The 18470-nt window shown below is 35.0% G+C and carries 11 protein-coding genes; 9 read left to right on the top strand and 2 right to left on the bottom strand.

Annotated features, from left to right (window positions below):
* The first annotated feature begins 478 nt into the window (after positions 1 to 478).
* The 5 genes from BW983_RS06160 to BW983_RS06140 all read left to right on the top strand — a co-directional run bounded on the left by BW983_RS06160 (position 479) and on the right by BW983_RS06140 (position 10745).
* Positions 479 to 4816, top strand: a complete 4338-nt coding sequence (locus BW983_RS06160; protein WP_076550737.1) for a CusA/CzcA family heavy metal efflux RND transporter — start codon at positions 479 to 481, stop codon at positions 4814 to 4816.
* 7 nt (positions 4817 to 4823) lie between these two features.
* Positions 4824 to 5975, top strand: a complete 1152-nt coding sequence (locus BW983_RS06155) for an efflux RND transporter periplasmic adaptor subunit (RefSeq protein WP_076550735.1) — start codon at positions 4824 to 4826, stop codon at positions 5973 to 5975.
* 430 nt (positions 5976 to 6405) lie between these two features.
* Positions 6406 to 8214: a hypothetical protein gene (locus BW983_RS06150; RefSeq protein WP_076550733.1), complete on the top strand. Its 1809-nt coding sequence runs from the start codon at positions 6406 to 6408 to the stop codon at positions 8212 to 8214.
* 369 nt (positions 8215 to 8583) lie between these two features.
* The gene (locus BW983_RS06145) at positions 8584 to 9615 is read left to right on the top strand and encodes a pirin family protein (protein WP_076550731.1); all 1032 of its coding nucleotides are present in this window, start codon (positions 8584 to 8586) and stop codon (positions 9613 to 9615) included.
* 182 nt (positions 9616 to 9797) lie between these two features.
* Complete coding sequence (locus tag BW983_RS06140) at positions 9798 to 10745, top strand: aldo/keto reductase (protein WP_076550729.1); 948 nt, start codon at positions 9798 to 9800, stop codon at positions 10743 to 10745.
* Between the two features lie 120 nt (positions 10746 to 10865).
* On the opposite strand, the gene BW983_RS06135 is transcribed toward BW983_RS06140, so the two are convergent.
* On the bottom strand, positions 10866 to 12713 hold the full coding sequence (locus BW983_RS06135) for a chloride channel protein (protein ID WP_076550727.1): 1848 nt from the start codon (positions 12711 to 12713) through the stop codon (positions 10866 to 10868).
* Between the two features lie 223 nt (positions 12714 to 12936).
* Positions 12937 to 14211 carry an NAD(P)/FAD-dependent oxidoreductase gene (locus BW983_RS06130; protein WP_076550885.1) on the bottom strand — a complete coding sequence of 425 codons (1275 nt, stop codon included), beginning with the start codon at positions 14209 to 14211 and terminating at the stop codon, positions 12937 to 12939.
* A gap of 255 nt (positions 14212 to 14466) precedes the next feature.
* Between BW983_RS06130 and BW983_RS06125 the strand changes: the two genes are divergently transcribed.
* From BW983_RS06125 to BW983_RS06110, 4 genes are all read left to right on the top strand, one after another.
* A complete protein-coding gene (locus BW983_RS06125; protein WP_076550725.1) occupies positions 14467 to 15147 on the top strand; it encodes a response regulator transcription factor in 681 nt (226 codons plus the stop codon).
* Between the two features lie 42 nt (positions 15148 to 15189).
* Positions 15190 to 16476, top strand: coding sequence for a sensor histidine kinase (locus BW983_RS06120; protein WP_076550723.1), 1287 nt, complete (start codon positions 15190 to 15192; stop codon positions 16474 to 16476).
* Positions 16477 to 16579: 103 nt separating this feature from the next.
* On the top strand, positions 16580 to 17617 hold the full coding sequence (locus tag BW983_RS06115; protein WP_076550721.1) for a sulfite exporter TauE/SafE family protein: 1038 nt from the start codon (positions 16580 to 16582) through the stop codon (positions 17615 to 17617).
* Between the two features lie 95 nt (positions 17618 to 17712).
* On the top strand, positions 17713 to 18456 hold the full coding sequence (locus tag BW983_RS06110; RefSeq protein ID WP_076550719.1) for a COG4705 family protein: 744 nt from the start codon (positions 17713 to 17715) through the stop codon (positions 18454 to 18456).
* The last annotated feature ends 14 nt before the right edge of the window (positions 18457 to 18470 follow it).

Genomic DNA, 18470 nt, shown 5'->3' with positions numbered 1-18470 from the left:
ACAACAAATTCTTTTTTGGCTCGAAGTTGTTCTCAAAATCTTCTTAGGCAAGTATAATTTTCAAAATGAAAAATTAGCTTTTTAAGGAATGACTATTTAAAATCCAGAAACCTAAGGAATTCAAAATTCCTCAGAAAAACAGTATTTATCAGGAAAAGGACTTCTCAAACCTTTACCTTTCCAATATTTTCCAGCCTCCACGGCTTTCTTAATTGATTTAAAATTGAAAATCAATGCTTTAAACTATTGTCTAAAGCTGTCAATTCTTATTATTTATCAATACAACCTGTAGCATACCCGAATGCTGTTCCGACATGAGTTCACTAAAGATGAAAATCAGATTTTCACAAACTTAAGTGTACTTTATGAGCTTATAACTTTCACTTAAAATAGCTTAAGTGTTTTAAAGTTTTTATAGTTCAGAACAAATCCTGGCAGTTTTTATACATGCTACAAGTTCTCAATTAATAATTTTTTCATGTTAAACAAAATTATTGAGTTTTCTGTAAAGAATAAACTCATCATTGCTCTGTTCACCATAGGCTTAGTGCTTTTCGGAGTATATGAAACAACCAAACTTCCTATTGACGCTCAGCCTGACATCACCAACAATCAGGTCCAGATTATTACTACTGCGCCATCGTATGGTGCTGCAGATATCGAACGTCTCGTAACATTTCCCATTGAGCAGGCAACAAGTAACATCAGTGGAATTACAGAACTCCGAAGTCTTTCAAGATTTGGACTTTCATTGGTAACTGTAGTTTTTGATGATGATACCGATGTGTATTGGGCACGTCAACAGGTTCAGGAGCGGCTACAGCTTGTGCAAAGTAACATTCCTGAAGGAATCGGAAAGCCTGAACTGGGACCTATTTCTACCGGATTGGGTGAGATTTTCCAATATGTGGTAAGAGCCAAGAAAGGTTATGAAAATGTGTATGATGAAACTGAACTTAGAACTATTCAGGATTGGGTGGTGAGACGCCAGTTATTAGGAACCAAAGGTGTAGCAGATGTCAGCAGCTTCGGTGGCAAGCTGAAACAGTACGAAATTGCTATTAATCCTAACAAACTTCAGGCATTTAATATCAATATCAATGATGTTTTTGCAGCTTTGGAGAACAACAACCAGAATACCGGAGGTGCCTATATCGAGAAGAAGGAAACTGTACTTTTTATCAGAAGTGAAGGGCTTTTGGGAACAAAGGAAGATATAGGAAGCATTCAGGTAGCGGAAACAAAAGAAGGTATTCCTGTTCATATAAAAGATGTAGCTGATGTGAAAATCGGGTATGCAACGAGGTATGGTGCCATGACCTATAACGACACGGGTGAGGTATCCGGAGCCATTGTATTAATGCTTAAAGGTGAAAATGCGAATGTTGTCATTGGTAATATCAAGCAAAGGCTTGAAAAAATACAGGAATCTTTACCGGAAGGAGTTGTGATTGAACCTTTCCTTGATCGGGCGAAAATGGTTAATAATACCATCAGTACCGTGAAAACCAACTTGATGGAAGGGGCTTTGATTGTAGTTTTCATTCTTGTTTTATTCCTTGGAAATTTCAGAGCTGGATTATTGGTAGCATCAGTAATTCCTCTGGCAATGCTTTTTGCCATCATTATGATGAATATTTTTGGAGTAGGAGGAAACCTGATGAGCCTTGGAGCGTTAGATTTCGGGCTTATTGTGGATGGTGCCGTTATTATTGTGGAAGCCGTTCTGCATCAGTTGGCACATAAAAAACATTTTGGAAAAGACAATATGCTCAGCAAAAAAGAAATGGATGATCAGGTTTCCAGTTCTGCTACTAAAATGGTTAACAGTGCTGTTTTCGGTCAGATCATTATCCTGATTGTTTACCTTCCGATCTTTACTCTTCAGGGAATTGAAGGAAAAATGTTCAAACCTATGGCTCAGACTGTTGCCTTTGCATTAATAGGCGCATTTATTCTTTCCCTTACTTATATTCCTATGATGAGCTCATTGGTTTTAAGCCGAAAGAAAAAAGAAAAAGATAATATTTCCGATAGGGTAATGTCTAAAATAGAAATTGGGCATAAAAAGTTTCTGATGAAAGCTTTAAAGTTCAGAAAAACGATAATCATTGGTGTTCTGGTACTTTTTGCCGGTGCTGTTTTCACACTTTCCAGAATGGGAGGAGAGTTTATTCCGTCATTGGAAGAAGGTGATTTTGCGGTTGAAATGAGAATCCTTCAGGGGAGTAACATTAATGAAACGAAAAAAGTAACAACACAAGCTTCCAGTATTCTTTTAAAACAGTTTCCGGAAGTACAGAAGATCGTGGTCAAGATCGGAAGTGCAGAGATTCCTACAGAACCAATGCCAATGGATGCGGGAGATATGATCATTGTTTTAAAGCCTAAAAAAGAATGGACATCTGCCACCTCTTTTCCAGAACTTTCTGAAAAAATGAGCAAAGCATTGAGCGTAATACCAGGATTGACAACCAGTTTCCAGTTTCCTGTACAAATGCGTTTCAATGAATTGATGACCGGAGCAAGACAGGATATCGTCTGTAAAATCTATGGTGAAGACCTTGACAGTCTTACAACCTATGCCAAAAAGCTGGGAAGCATAATCAATACAGTAAAAGGAGCTCAAGACCTTTATATAGAACCCGTTGAAGGAGCCCCACAGGTGGTCATTGATTATAACCGTTCCGAATTATCAAGATACAATATTTCGGTGGCAGAAATCAATAGAGTTATCAACATGGCGTTTGCAGGACAAACGGCAGGGGCATTATATGAAGGTGAGAAAAAGTTTGACATTGTTGTCCGCATGGATAATGAACATAAAAAAGACATTGCGAGTATCCAGAATTTATTGGTTCCTACGTCTTCGGGAGAGCAGATACCATTATCTCAGCTTGCAAAAGTAGAATTAAAAGACAGCCCAAATCAAATCCAAAGGGAAGATACCAAAAGAAGGATTATCATAGGCTTTAATGCAAGAGGAAAAGATGTACAGACTGTGGTGGAAAAACTTCAGCAGAAAGTTGGTAAAAACCTTAAATTCTCTCCCGGGTACACTATTTCTTACGGGGGAACTTTTGAAAACTTAAATGAAGCAAAAGCAAGACTTGGAGTTGCAGTTCCTATTTCATTGGTCATGATTTTCTTACTCTTATTCTTTGCATTCGGTTCTGTAAAACACAGTTTACTGATCTATACTGCAATTCCTTTATCAGCCATCGGAGGTGTGTATTTTCTTGCGTTAAGAGGTATGCCTTTCAGTATCAGTGCCGGAGTTGGATTCATTGCCTTATTTGGGGTCGCTGTACTTAATGGAATTGTTTTAATATCAGAATTTAACAGATTGAAAAAGAACGGAATAAATAACACAAGCAGAATTGTACTGATGGGAACAAGAATCAGACTTCGTCCGGTTTTGATGACTGCTTTTGTAGCATCACTGGGATTTCTTCCTATGGCAATAAGTAACGGTGCCGGAGCAGAAGTACAAAGACCTCTGGCAACAGTAGTAATCGGTGGATTGATGCTTGCCACCCTTTTAACGCTGTTTGTTCTTCCAATCCTTTACGTCTTATTTGAACATATTAATAAAGATAAAATGAAATTCTCTAAAAAAATAAACTATAAAAAACTGTCTGTTATCTTATTATTAGTTTCTTTCGGAAGCTTTCAGGCTCAGGAAAACATTACTTTTGAGCAGGCACTTGAAAAAGCTTACCAACAAAACGGAACACTTAAAAGTACAAAGTTAATCTCTGATTATCAGGAAAAACTAAAAGGCAGCTATTTGGATCTTCCCCAATTGGAAATTACCGGAGCATTCGGGCAGATTCAGGGAGAAGAAACAGACAATTCATTCGGGATTTCTCAAAGGTTCAGCTTTCCAACCGTTTATTCCAAAAGAAAACAGATGCTGAATGCTGAATGGAACGCAAGTGTGATTAATCAGAATCTTACAAAAACACAACTGACCAAAGAAGTTACCGATGTTTTCTATCGAATTTTAGTACTTCAGGAAAAGAAAAAAGTTCTGGAATATATCAGCCAATTATATAACAATTTCGCTGATAAAGCCGGACTAAGATTAAAGAAAGGAGAAGCCAATATTTTAGAAGAATCCACAGCAGAGATTCAGAAAGAACAGATCAAAGTACAGCTGAATTCTCTTGACAATGACCTGAATATTGCCAAACTACAGCTTCAGTTACTTCTTCAGTCTGAAAAGCCTTATCAACCCGTTTCAGATAAACCTATTATGAATATTGGGCTTCAGATTTCTGAGGAAATGGTAAAGCAGCATCCGGAACTTCAGTATTTACAGCAGCAAATAAAAGTAAGTGAGGCTGAAGTACAGCTTGAAAAAAGCAGATTGCTTCCCGAACTTCTTGTAGGTTATACCAACCAAAGCATGAAAAACATTAACAACAACCGCTTTAATTCAGTTCAGGTAGGAGTGGGAATTCCATTGTTTACCAAGGGACAGAGAGCATTGGCAAAGGCAGCAGAAGCTAAAATTGCCATCACTGAAAATCAGTTCCAGAGAAAGGAAATTGAACTTAAAAACAGGTTGGAGCAGCAGTTGAATAATTACATGAATCAACAGAGAATCATTGAAAATTATGAGCAGAAACAGCTTCCGAAATCCGAAACCATTTTAAAAACAGCACAAAAACAGATGGATGTAGGAGAAATTGATTATCTGAACTGGGTAATCCTGGTCAATCAAGCCGTAAAAACCAAAGCAGATTATATCGACAGCCTGGAAAGACTCAACCAAATCGGAGCGGAACTTAATTTCTTAATTTCAAAATAACAGCGTAATGCAATTCAAAATAATATCAATATACAGCTTGGCCTTAGTGTTTGCTTTATCTTCATGTTCAGGCAAGAAAGAAGAAGAAAAAACAGTTTATGAAAACACAAAATTTACCAAGGGCGGTGAGAATACGGTTCAGCTTTCAGATCAACAGATGAAATCAGTTGGAATTACCACAACAACTGTTCAAGACAGGAATATGGAAAAACTTGTACGCCTGAATGGAAAAGCTGAAATTTCCCCATCTCATATCAGTTCCGTTTCAAGCATTATGGGCGGGCATATCAAATCGATCAACGTGATTAATGGTAGTCATTTCAGTAAAGGACAAGTACTTGCTGTGGTAGAAGATCCACAATTTATTCAGTTACAGCAGGATTATCTGGTAACCAAAGCACAACTGGAAGCGGCAAGACTGAACTTTAACCGACAGAAAGATCTTAACACAAGCAAAGCCAGTAGTGATAAGACATTACAAACCGCACAGGCTGACTATTCAACATTGAATGCCACATTGAAAGGTCTTGAAGAAAAACTTCGAATCATTGGTATTAGTGCAAAAGATTTAAGCACAGGGAATATCAGAAGTAAAATCAATATTTATGCTCCCTTCAATGGCTTTGTAAGCAAAATATTAGTAAATAACGGACAATATATCAATCCGGCTGATACTTTATTTGAGCTGATCAATCCTACGGGATTACTTTTGGAATTAAAAGTGTTTGAAAACGATGTCAATGACGTAAAAGTAGGACAGGAAATCCTAGTTTACAACAATCAGAATCCAGATCTTAAATCGAATGCTAAAATTGTAAGCCTTGTTCCAAGTATTGAAAATGGTGGTTCGGCAACGGCTATAGCCAAACTATCCACTACAAATACAGAGTTTGTAAAAGGAATGTACATCAACGCAGAAGTGAATATCAGCAGCAGATATACTCAGGGACTTCCCAATGACGCGGTAGTAGCTTTTGAAAATAAGAACTATGTTTTTGAAGACCTTGGGAAATCAAAATATAAGATGATTCCTGTGGTAACGGGTATTTCAGATGATCAGTTTACAGAAATCCTGAAAGCTGACTTCTTAAAAGATAAAAAAATTGTACAGAAAGGAGCTTACAGTCTTCTGATGATGCTAAAGAATAAAGCTGAATAATCGCTGCTTACCACCAATATTTTTTAAAGAGAAAAGGTTTTGTTTACTTGGGTAAATGAAACCTTTTTTATGATAGTCTGTCACCACCCCGGATGCACGAATGGTTTTATTTCAGAAGTAAAACTAAGATTCAACTACAGGTTTAATTTAAACCCAATATAAAATTAAGGTCATCATCATTAAAACATTCATGCATTCATAGCAAAAATAGAGCATCTATTAATGAAAATCTTAGATTTTCTTGCGTTTTAAGACTAAAAGCTGTGCGCCTTCGTATATTTCCAACAATTAATAAAATGACTTTTAGCATATTTTTAACATTAGACATACTATTTAATGCATAATTAATTTAAAAAGCAATACTTTTAAGCAGTGAATTAGTTGAAAGAATTTTTAGTTGCATTAAATAAATAACTTTTATTGAAACATAATGACAACTAAACCGTTACACAATTTCCATATTCCGGTAATGGGATTGGCTTATACTATAGACAGCCCGATCCGCGTTGCACAATATGGAATTTCTTCTGTGATTTCTATCATTGATGATGAAATTCTGGAAAAAATGAAGAACTTTTATAATCAAAAGTTTAATCTTAATTATTTAGGAATTTCAACCAAAACAGAAGATTACAGAGCCAAAAGAATTACTGCTTATCTGGACATGGTAGATGATATCGTGAATGAAAAGTTTGAATCTTTCAAACAGGAAATCAGTAAGAATAAAGAAGCTTTGAAAGACTTTATGGCAATGCTGCCTAATACTTCAGACCTTAAAAACAATCTACAGCATCTTATTTCTCAAAAGGAAAGTTGGGGAGAAAGCATTAAGAATTTTATTGAAACCAACTTAGCTCCAGGAAATATTGATGTTAATATCATGACAAAAGTTGATAAAGACAACTATAAAAAGAATGAACAGCTTCCTGTCATGTATAATGATGCGCATGCTTCACTTCGTGGTTTTGCCAATAGTAAATTATCTTCTTCTATGGTTCTTTCTGCGGGCATGAATCCCCGTTTATACAGTTATATGGAAGAATTTGAAGATTTTTTCCCGGATGAAAATGGAATACTGAAAAAGAAAATTATTCTTAAAGTAAGTGATTTCCGTTCTGCCATGATCCAGGGAAATTTTCTAGCAAAAAAAGGGTTGTGGGTTTCAGAATACCGAATAGAATCCGGGCTGAACTGCGGAGGGCATGCCTTTGCTACCGAAGGAATGCTTTTAGGTCCTATTATGGATGAATTCAGGCAGAAAAAAGATGATCTGATTCAGTCTGCACATTCATTAATGGTCAATGCTTTAGAACAGAAAGGGAAATTCAGTGTTTCTCAACCTTTAGAAATGAAAATCACCGTACAGGGTGGAGTAGGCACCTCTGAGGAGCATGATTTCCTATTGGCAACTTATAATGTAGATAGTATTGGCTGGGGGTCTCCCTTTTTATTGGTGCCTGAAGCAACTTCTGTTGACCATGAAACCAGAAAACTTCTTTTACAATCTAAAGAACAGGATTTTTACCTGAGTAAGATCTCACCGCTTGGCGTTCCATTCAATACTATAAAAGGAACATCTAATGAACTATTAAAACAACAGAAAGCAGCCAATGGAAGATATGGAAGCTCATGTCCAAAGAAATTATTAGCATTAAGTAAAGAGTATTCACCGGAAGGAACTTGTACAGCATCTAAGAAATATCAGGATATCAAACTGAATGAACTGAACTCCCAAAAAGAAACAATTTCTGTAGAAGAATTTGAAAAGAGACAATCAGAAATTACAGATAAAGCATGTTTATGTGTAGGATTGGTAAATTCTGCATACATGGAGCAAGGAATTGAAATTAAAGGTGAGAAACAAGGCGTTGTCATTTGCCCCGGACCCAATATTGCCTTTTTTGATAAAGAAGTTTCACTTTCAGAAATGGTAAAGCATATTTATGGAAATACTAATATTCTTTCGGATAATGAACGTCCCAATATGTTCATTAATGAATTGAAAATGTATGTTGATTATCTGAAAAAAGAGATTAAAGACCCATCAATACAAGTTACAACCTCACAAACTAAAAAATGGAATACCTTCAAGAAGAATATATTGGAAGGAATAGAGTATTACCATCAGCTTTTTAATACATCAACATTCTTCAGGCAGGGATTACAAACGATCAATCTTCAGTTGCAGGAATATAAGCTGATGCTCAACACCCTTGAGATTCCTTATGCTAAACAGTAAGTTACGATTGTATAAAAGATAATTATTTTATAACACTACCAATGCACGAATAGCTTTATTCGTGCATTTTTTGTAGCAAAAATGATATTTAAGCTGACCAAGCGATGATAACCCAAGATATCCACAGGTAAATTATAATTAAAATGTCAGCATTCCAGCCTTTATTTCAGCCAGTTTGACATATTTTTTAGGGCTTAATTTTCCATCAAAAACCTGAGTTCCTCTCAAACTATGATTAATACTATAAGTAACTTTAAGAAATCATTAACAATGATTTTCAGAAGCTGACACGGGATAAATTGGTCTCGAATTTGAGCAATTAGAGTGTGTAAACAACACAAATAGTAATAATAAAAAAACACTTACACAATGAAAGTTAAAAATCTATCGAGAATAGTAGGCGGCATGCCTATTAGTGATCCGTTTATTATCGGAGTTTATCACAAAGATAATTATCCACAGGCTAATGGTAATATGGGACCAGACGCATCATTAGAGGGAAGATCAATTGGCAATGATTTCAATAGGGATGCTGATTGGAGAATGTACCACGGAGAGGAAATTCCTGGTTTTCCACACCATCCACATCGTGGCTTTGAGATTGTAACCATTGTTTCTAAAGGTTATGTTGATCATTTCGATTCAAAAGGATCAAAAGGTCGTTACGGACAAGGCGATGTACAGATGATGAGTGCAGGATCCGGTGTTTTGCACGGGGAAATGTTTCCACTTGTGAACGATGATGCACCCAATCCTTTAGAACTCTTTCAAATTTGGATGAATTTACCATCAAAAAGTAAAATGACAGAGCCAGATTATAAAATGCTTTGGAAAGAGAAAATTCCGGAATCCAATATCAAGAATGAAAATGGAGGAAATGTAAAAATCAAAGTAATTTTAGGAGAGTACAATGGGGTGAAATCTATTGACCCACTTGAGAATTCATGGGCAAAAGATCCTAACCATCATGTTGGGATTGCACTTTTAGAAATGGATCCTGAAACAGAATTTGTTCTACCAGCTGTAAATTCTACAATGAATCGTTATCTGTTTTTCTATGATGGAAATTCTATCCTAAATCTAGATGAATATACCATGGAAAAAGGATTATTCGCTGAGCTGGATGGAGGAGAAGAAATCAGAATTAAAAATGGAAGCGGTGCTGCTCAAATAATTATTTTAGAAGGAGAACCTATAGGAGAACCTGTCGCAGCAAGAGGTCCATTTGTAATGAATACGGACCGAGAACTGGAGGATTCTTATGCAGAATATCGAAGAACCCAATTTGGAGGCTGGCCATGGGGGAATTCAGAAATGGATCTTGTAAATCCTAAAGAAACAGGCAGATTTGCAAGTTATCGATTTGGAGAAGAATTAGACTCTCCTGAAAAGCAGAACTAATTTTAATAATTTTCATATTTATAGCAAGACTTTTTAGTCTTGCTTTTTTATACCTCATACGTATACAAAGCCATATGAATACTACATTTTTTATTTATTATAACTATAACCTCAATGGGTATTTTAAATACTGTAAACAACCAATATTCCTTACCTTAGAGGTCAGTAAGTAAAATTATTTTATGGAAAAAAGAAAAATCAAAAATACCGACTTAGAAGTTGCACCTATCAATTTTGGTGGAAATGTTTTTGGATGGACATTGGATGAAAAGCAATCATTTGATATTCTTGATCAGTTTACAGATGCCGGATTCAATTTTATAGATACGGCAGATACTTATTCATGGTGGGTAAATGGAAAAGGCGGACAATCTGAAGAGATCATTGGAAAATGGATGAAAAGCCGCAATAACCGCAAAGATATCGTATTAGCAACTAAAGTTGGTTCTGAAACTAAAGAACACGGCTATGATATCAGCAAAAAACATATCCTGAAATCAGTAGATGAATCTCTTCAAAGACTTCAGACAGATCATATTGATCTTTATTACACCCATTTTGACGATCATACAACTCCGGTAGAAGAGACACTTTCTGCATATGATGAAATCATCAAAGCCGGGAAAGTACGTTATATTGCGGCATCCAATCTTTCTCCTGAACGTCTGAAAGCATCATTTGAAGCTTCAGAAAAGAATAATCTTCCAAAATATGTTGCATTACAGCCACATTATAACTTATTGGAAAGAGAAGGCTTTGAAAAAAACTATGCTCCTTTGGTGGAACAGTTTGATTTGAGTGTATTCCCTTATTGGTCTTTGGCTGCAGGTTTCCTTACCGGAAAATACCGTACTGAAGAAGATCTCACAAAAAGTGCAAGAGGAGAAGGAGTAAGAAAATATTTAAATCCTAAAGGGTTAGAAGTTTTACAGGCATTGGATCAGGTAAGTGAAAAGTATCATAGCAATCAGGGAACAGTTGCTTTAGCATGGTTATTATCAAATCCGTTAGTTACGGCTCCTATTGTAAGTGCTACAAGTTCTTCACAGCTTGAAACCCTTTTCAATGCACCTAAACTTATTTTAGACCAGGAAGACATTGATTTACTGAACAAAGCAAGCCAATATTAATTTCCAATTATCGTTATTAGATTAAAAAATCCGTTCAATATTAAATTGAACGGATTTTTTTAAACCGCAAAAGGATATTTTTTAACAGTTAAGTTACTACTCGGTCTTCAAATGATCTCTTTAATCTGAATATTCTTTCAGCAATTGTCTATAACTCATCAAGATAGAAGACTTCGAAATAAACCCAATAAAATCATTGTTCTCATTCACAACAGGAAGATTCCAGACTCCCGTGTCATCAAAGGTTTGAAGAATATCCAAAGGTCTGTTCTCAGGGTGAAGTACCGCGGGAGGAGCTTTCATTATATTAATTACCGATTGAGAAGCATCAAATTCCTTATTAAAAAGATAGGGTCTGATATCATCCAAGGTTAAAACTCCTTTCAGTTTGCGGTTTTCGTCTACAATTGCAAAAATATTTTTATTTCCGTTTTTCACGAGTTCAAAAAGCTCTGACACAGAAGAACTTTCAGGAATAGTCTGTGAATACTTATCAATAAAATCATCAGTTCTTAAAGCAAAAAGAAGGTTTTTATCATGTTTATTTGTAAATATTTTTCCTTCATCTGCAAGGGATTTCAATTCAGGAGAGATAGGAGAGAACCATTTTGCAATAAGGTAAGACATGACAGAAACGATCATTAAAGGAATAAACAGATCATACCCAAAACTAGATTCCGCGATCAGGAATATCGCTGTAAGAGGTGCATATAAAACACCGCTCATAGCTCCAGCCATTCCTACCAGTACAAGATTTGTTACCGGAACATCTTCAAATCCTATATGCTGACAAACCAAAGCAAATAAATACCCTAGAGTTCCACCAGCAAAAAGAGATGGCGCAAAGTTTCCTCCATTTCCACCACTGAATATCGTAAAAGAAGTTGCAAATGCCTTTAATAATAATATCAGGACCAGAAATATAATGATTGTCCATTCTCCAATTTCGAAATACCTGAAAAAACTGTTTTCAATGATAGAGTGAGTGTCTCCGTTGGTAAAGGCTTTTACCGTTTCATATCCTTCCCCAAATAAAGGCGGAAACAAGACACACAGAAGTGACAGAACAGCACCTCCAAACATCGCTTTACGCATTCTTGAAAGCTGAAGTCCCTTAATAAAATGCTCTACTTTCTGAGAAATAATTACAAAATAACGTGCATATAAACCTGTTACAATTCCTAAGATTAAATAGTAGGGAACATTTTTATAATTAAAAGCATCTCTGGTATAAAATCTGAAAAGAACATCTTCCTGAAGCAGGATCCTTGACAAAAGACTTCCACAGACAGCAGCTACCACCAAAGGAATAAAATCTGTAAAAACGACTCCGGTAAGCAGAATTTCAAAAGCAAACATAATCCCGGCAATAGGAGCATTGAAAGCTGATGCAATTCCGGCAGTAGCTCCGGCAGCCAGTAATAATGTACGTTCTTTATAGTTTAATCTGTAGGTTTGTGCATAATTTGATCCTATCGCTGCACCTGTAACCGCAATCGGACTTTCCAATCCGGCAGAACCTCCCAATCCAACAGTAACAGCACTCTGAATCACCTGGGAATACATTTTTACAGAAGCAACAATACTTGAATTCTGGGCAATTTCATAAAGAATAGCACCAATCCCTTTTCTATCTTGTCCTTTAAATAAGGTAAGAACAATCATCGTTGTCAAAACAATTCCCAGGAAAGGAAAAACGATGTAAAATAAGATCTGATATTCGAAGTGAACCTTATTGGTAATAAAATAGTGAATGTTATGCACCAATGTTTTTAAGATCACACCAGCCAATCCCGCTGTACAACCCACCAGAATTCCGGAAAGTACCAAAAACTGGTTTCTGCTTAATCTGTTGTTCAGCCAATGTAAAATAAGCTCATAGCTGCGTGCTTTTTCCAGTCCATATTTTTGGAAATCTCTTTTAAATTTTAGAAAACTTAGGTACTTTTTTTTGTTGTGAATTTTCACCTGAGAAGAATTTTAATACTGACCTCAATTGGATACAGAAATGTAAATTTATGAAATATCTTATAAAAACTCCCCTAAAGCGCCTTTTAAAATTTTTAATCCAAAAACAAGATGACCGATTATTCACTTATACAACAAGATTTTTTGCAGAAATAAAATTTAGTAATCAATTAAAATTAATATCAATCCAGATGCTGATTATTTTCCTTAGGAATGGATTTAATTATGACGATCCGTTTCCTGCATTTCTTTTGGGATAAAGAATCAGCCTGATAGAAGGATTATTGGTAATAAATAAACGGAACCAGTCCACTGCCAACTGAACTTTATTTCCAAATCCTACCAAAGGAATAATATGGATAAAAAGCCATGTAAGCCACGCGATAAATCCTTTGAATGAATGTTTCGGAAGATCTACTACTGCATTATATTTTGAAATAATCGCCATACTACCTTTATCACTATACCGGAAGGGTTCCAATACTTTTTCATCTTCTATCCGCTTAAAATTAGCAGCAAGATTTTTTCCTTGTTGTATAGCGACCTGAGCAAGCTGAGGATGTCCTTTCGGATATTTTTCTTCTGAAAGCATAAGGCTGATATCCCCCAAAGCATAGATATTTTCGGTATTTTCCACTTTATTGTAAGCGTCTACCAGAATTCTTCTTCCTTTGCCTATACTTTCTTCCGGCAAGCCATTTATTTCGCGTCCAATCACTCCTGAAGTCCAGATCAGGGTTTCAGTTTCTATTGATTTTCCATCACTTAAGATCACTTTGGAATCTACATAATCTTTTACAGAAACATTCAGAAGTACCTTTACACCCAATTCTTTAAGCTTTTCATAAGCTGTGGTCTGAGCAAGTTTACTCATTGGTGAAAGCAGAGAAGGGAGTGCATCAATCAGATAGATACTGGAAAGTCTTAATTTGATCTCAGGATATTCTTTTTGCGCAATATAGCCACCCATTTCAGCAAGCATTCCTGCCAATTCAACGCCGGTAGGACCACCGCCTGCAATAACAATATTCTGTAATTTTTCGGCTTCTGTAATATCTTTATTACGCGCAGCTTCTTCAAAAGTTAACAGGATATGATTTCTCAGATAAAGTGCTTCTTCAATATTCTTCATCGGAAGGGCATGTTTTTTTACATTTTCCATTCCAAAGAAATTAGATTCTGTTCCGAGTGCCAGAATGAGATAATCATAACTTAATATTCCCGTATCTGTTTCTATGGATTTGTTTTCAGAATTTATTTTGATCAGACTTCCCATATGGAATTTCACATTTTTATTCTCAGAAAATAGCTTACGGAAAGGATAACTTATATTGGAAGCTTCTATAAACGATGTTGCTACTTGATAAATCAACGGTGGAAAGAAATGGTAGTTGTTTTTATCTACCAAAGTAATTTTAAACCTTTTGTCATTCTTGAGAGATTTTATAAGATTAATTCCTGCAAATCCTCCTCCTACAATCAAAACATGCTTTTTCATATTAAGTGAATATTGAAATGGTGCAATGTATTTCATTCAATAACAAGACCAAAGAACCACAAAAAGAGATATTTAACATACTATAAGAAAACCAGAAACAATCCTTATTTTAATAAAAAAAAGGATTGAGAAATATATAATTATAAAGGGGGTACTATGAAAAGATCAGGTATCACCATAGAGTTGTCTGAATTTTGAGAATATTATTTATGGAAACTTCAGAATTTCTTCAAAATTTAGTGATAGATTTATCCCATGAAAATTTTAATCGTTGAAGACGAAGCTGAACTTGCAAAAAGTATTTCTGAATATTTATCCGGAGAAGATTATCTCTGCGAAAATGCTGGAACATTCAATGAAGCTATGAGTAAGATAGAAACTTTTGACTATGATTGTATTCTATTGGATATCATGCTTCCAGATGGAAATGGACTTAAGATTTTAGAGGAACTGAAAAAACAGCAAAAACAGGATGGGGTCATTATCATTTCAGCAAAAAATGCACTGGATGACAAAATTGAAGGATTAAAACTGGGAGCGGATGATTATCTTACCAAACCTTTTCATCTTTCTGAACTTATGGCGAGAGTATATTCCATTATCAGGAGAAAGCAGTTCAGCAGTTCTAATGTGATTAAGCAAAACGAGCTTCAGATTGATCTTTTGGCAAAGTCTGTTGCTGTAAATAATGAACCTATTTTTTTAACAAAAAAGGAGTTTGATCTTCTGATTTATTTTATCGGAAACAAAAACAAAGTGATTTCTAAAAGCACATTAGCAGAACATCTTTCCGGAGACTTTGCCGATATGCTTGACAATCATGATTTTGTTTATGCCCATGTGAAAAATCTTAAGAAAAAGCTGTATGACGCAGGATCAGAGCATTACCTAAAAACTGTGTACGGAACGGGATATAGGTGGGAAGGAGTTGAATAATTTAAATCAGTATTAAATCTTGAATATAAAACTTTAATCATCTTGAAGCCACTTTTAAATAAGACTACAAAACCTTTTATTATTTATGTACTTGTTATACTCACCATCAGTATTCCTGTATATTATTTTGTGGTGGACAATATCTGGCAAAGTGAACTGGATGAGCACAATCAGATTATTGTAGAGAAAACAGCTTATGAATTTAATCAGTTAAAATTATCTGGAAAACAGCTGGAAGAAAGTCTTCAATTATGGAATCATATTCAGCCTGAAACAAATATTGAAAAGATTTCCGCTGATCAAATCAGGAAAGATAGTGTTTATATTAACGAAAAGGCTCTTTTATTTACCTCTGAAAATAAGAAAGAAAGATATCGATGTCTTAAGAAAGTAATTTATATTCAGGGAAATCCTTATCTGTTCACCATAGAAACCAATATAGAGGAATCTCATGAAACTATTGGAATAATAGCAATGATCACTGTTTTTTTCTTCATTATGATTGTTATTGGGCTTTTGTATCTTAATAGAAGGCTATCTGCATCTATCTGGAAGCCATTCAGGGATACATTGAATCGTTTAAAAACATTTAATCTCAATAGTCAAGATAAAATTAAATTTCCAGCTTCCGATATTACAGAATTTGAAGAACTTAATCAAGCCCTTCAAAAACTTATAGAACGTAATATTTCCGTTTATAAAACCCAAAAGGAATTTACCGAAAATGCTTCTCATGAGCTTCAAACGCCACTTGCAATTCTTAAAAATAAGCTGGACTTACTTCTACAGGATCACGATCTTACGGAAAAACAATATCTGATTGTGGAAGACATGAATAGAGCACTTACAAGAAGTTCCAGGATCAATAAAAACCTTTTGTTATTGGCTAAAATAGAGAATCATCAGTTTGATAACTCTGAAGCGATTGTGCTGGATGAAATATTGTATCAAATTATTGCTATTCTACAGGAACACTTTGAACAGAAAGATATAAAATTAGGACAGGAAATAGCAAGTAATATTAGGGTAAATGGTAACAGCAGCCTCATAGAGGTTATGATTAATAATCTTATTATCAATGCTATTAGACATACTTCTCAGGGAGGTTTCATTTCCATTCGGCTCACAAGTTCTGTTTTTGAAATTTCGAATTCCGGAGATAAAGAACTTAATGAAGATCTTTTATTCAAACGATTTTCAAAGTTGTCTGCCAATAATAATGGAAGTGGGTTGGGACTCTCTATCATTCAGGAAATCTGCAAGTTTCATCATTGGACAATCCATTACAGGTTTGAAAATGGGCAACATATTTTTTCTATTAATTTATAATTTTCTTAACATCTGCTAAAGCAAAATTCAAAATTTCTTCTAAATCAGTTTGCACCTTTGTAGTGAAAATATTTACATACTGAAGTGTAAATTCTATTTGGAAATGATTTTAAAAATTGTCTTTTTGTTCGCAGGAACAATACTTGCATTCTGGATCAGTGCTATTTGTGGTGGTGGTGCAAGCCTTATCCTGATTCCTATTTTGAATCTGCTGTTACCAACATCACTGGTTCCTTTTTCTCTTACGATTGGTACTTTTACCAGTTCGGCTTCAAGAATTGCTGTATTTAAACAGCATATCAACTGGAAAATTTTCTTATGGTTTGTTCCATTCTCTATTCCGGCTGTATTATTAGGTGCTTTTCTGATTAAATATGTGAATCCGAATTATCTGCAATTGGTTGTAGCCTTTTTTCTGATTGCCAATCTTCCGCAATTATTTGTTTCTAAAAATAAAGTGGAAGAAACAGGAAAAGAATATCCTAAATCAGCATTGGCACTCATCGGCTTTATGGCAGGTTTTATCTCAGGAATTACCGGAGCGGTAGGGCTTCTTTTTAATCGTTTTTATCTGAAATTCGGACTAAAAAAAGAAGAGATTGTTGCTACCCGTGCTGCTAATGAAGTATTTCTTCACCTTATAAAATTGATCATCTATATTTCACTGGGATTATATTCTAATACGGCTTTATGGCTGGGAATTGCAATTGCCGTCGCTGCTATCGTTTCTTCTTATACTGTAAAATATATCCTTCCACATCTTAGCGAAAATCTATTCAGAAAAATAGGATATGGAGCCATGGTTGTATCAGGAATTACTTTAATGACGAGTACTTCAGGTAAGATTATTCAGCAGGATCAAATTGCTTTCAATAGCTCATCCACAGCTAAAAAAAATATTTATACAGTATCCTGGAAAGATACCCGCCTGGTATTGGAATATAAAGCACATGAGGGAATAGAGATTGAAAAAAGTATCCGTCCAGAAGAATTATCCGGGGACCTGAAAGAAAAATACCATAATCTGATGGAACATTATGATGAAGTGCATATTGAAAAAGTATATGCATTTGGAAAAAAGACAATTCATGAATTCTACTGCTATAAGGATAATGTGCTTACAAAATTTAAAACAACATAATCAATTTATTATTTAAGAACAGGTTATTATTTGAAAATTTTGTTCCTAAACATTTTCAACAAAATCGATTTCAACTTAATACAAGAATAAATACAATGAGAACGGCAAACAAAGTAGCAGCAGTCAGCATACTTTTCTGGCTCATGAAAATTGTAGCAACCACATTAGGAGAAACTCTGGGTGATTTTATTTCCATGACCTTACATCTGGGCTATACCATGGGAATTTTTATTACGTTAGCATTTTTCATTCTTATATTATCTGTACAGCTTACTCTTAAAAAATATAGTCCATCAGTCTATTGGCTTGTTATTATCGGAACAACAACATTAGGAACAGAAATTTCTGATTTCATAGACCGAACATTACATACAGGATATTTAATGGGTAGTTTAATTCTTCTTTCCGGGCTGTTAATTTCACTTTTTCTATGGAATAAAAGATATGGTAATCTTGAGGTTTATCCCATTTTTGAGAGAAATAAAGAATTCTATTATTGGGGAGCCATATTATTTTCCAATAGTCTGGGAACAGCTTTCGGGGATTTCCTGAGTGATAATTTAGGATTGGGTTATATGACAGGAGCATGTATTACAGGAGTAATCATTCTAATTGTTGTCTTACTTCATTATTTTACCAAGATTAATCATGTTCTTTTGTTTTGGATCGCCTTTGTATTCACTCGTCCGTTTGGAGCAACATTTGGTGACCTTTTAACGAAACCTCTGGCAAAAGGAGGTCTTGATTTAGGAACAATGAATGCATCCCTAGTATCTCTTTTATTAATGGTAATAATGATTTTTATTTCTCAAAGAAAATATCGTGAAACGTCTTCTTAATCATTTTAAAATTC

The organism is Chryseobacterium ureilyticum, from assembly GCF_900156735.1.
GTDB lineage: Bacteria > Bacteroidota > Bacteroidia > Flavobacteriales > Weeksellaceae > Chryseobacterium > Chryseobacterium ureilyticum.
The sequence above is the reverse complement of the archived record's forward strand: the minus strand, read 5'-3'. Positions and strand labels throughout refer to the sequence as shown.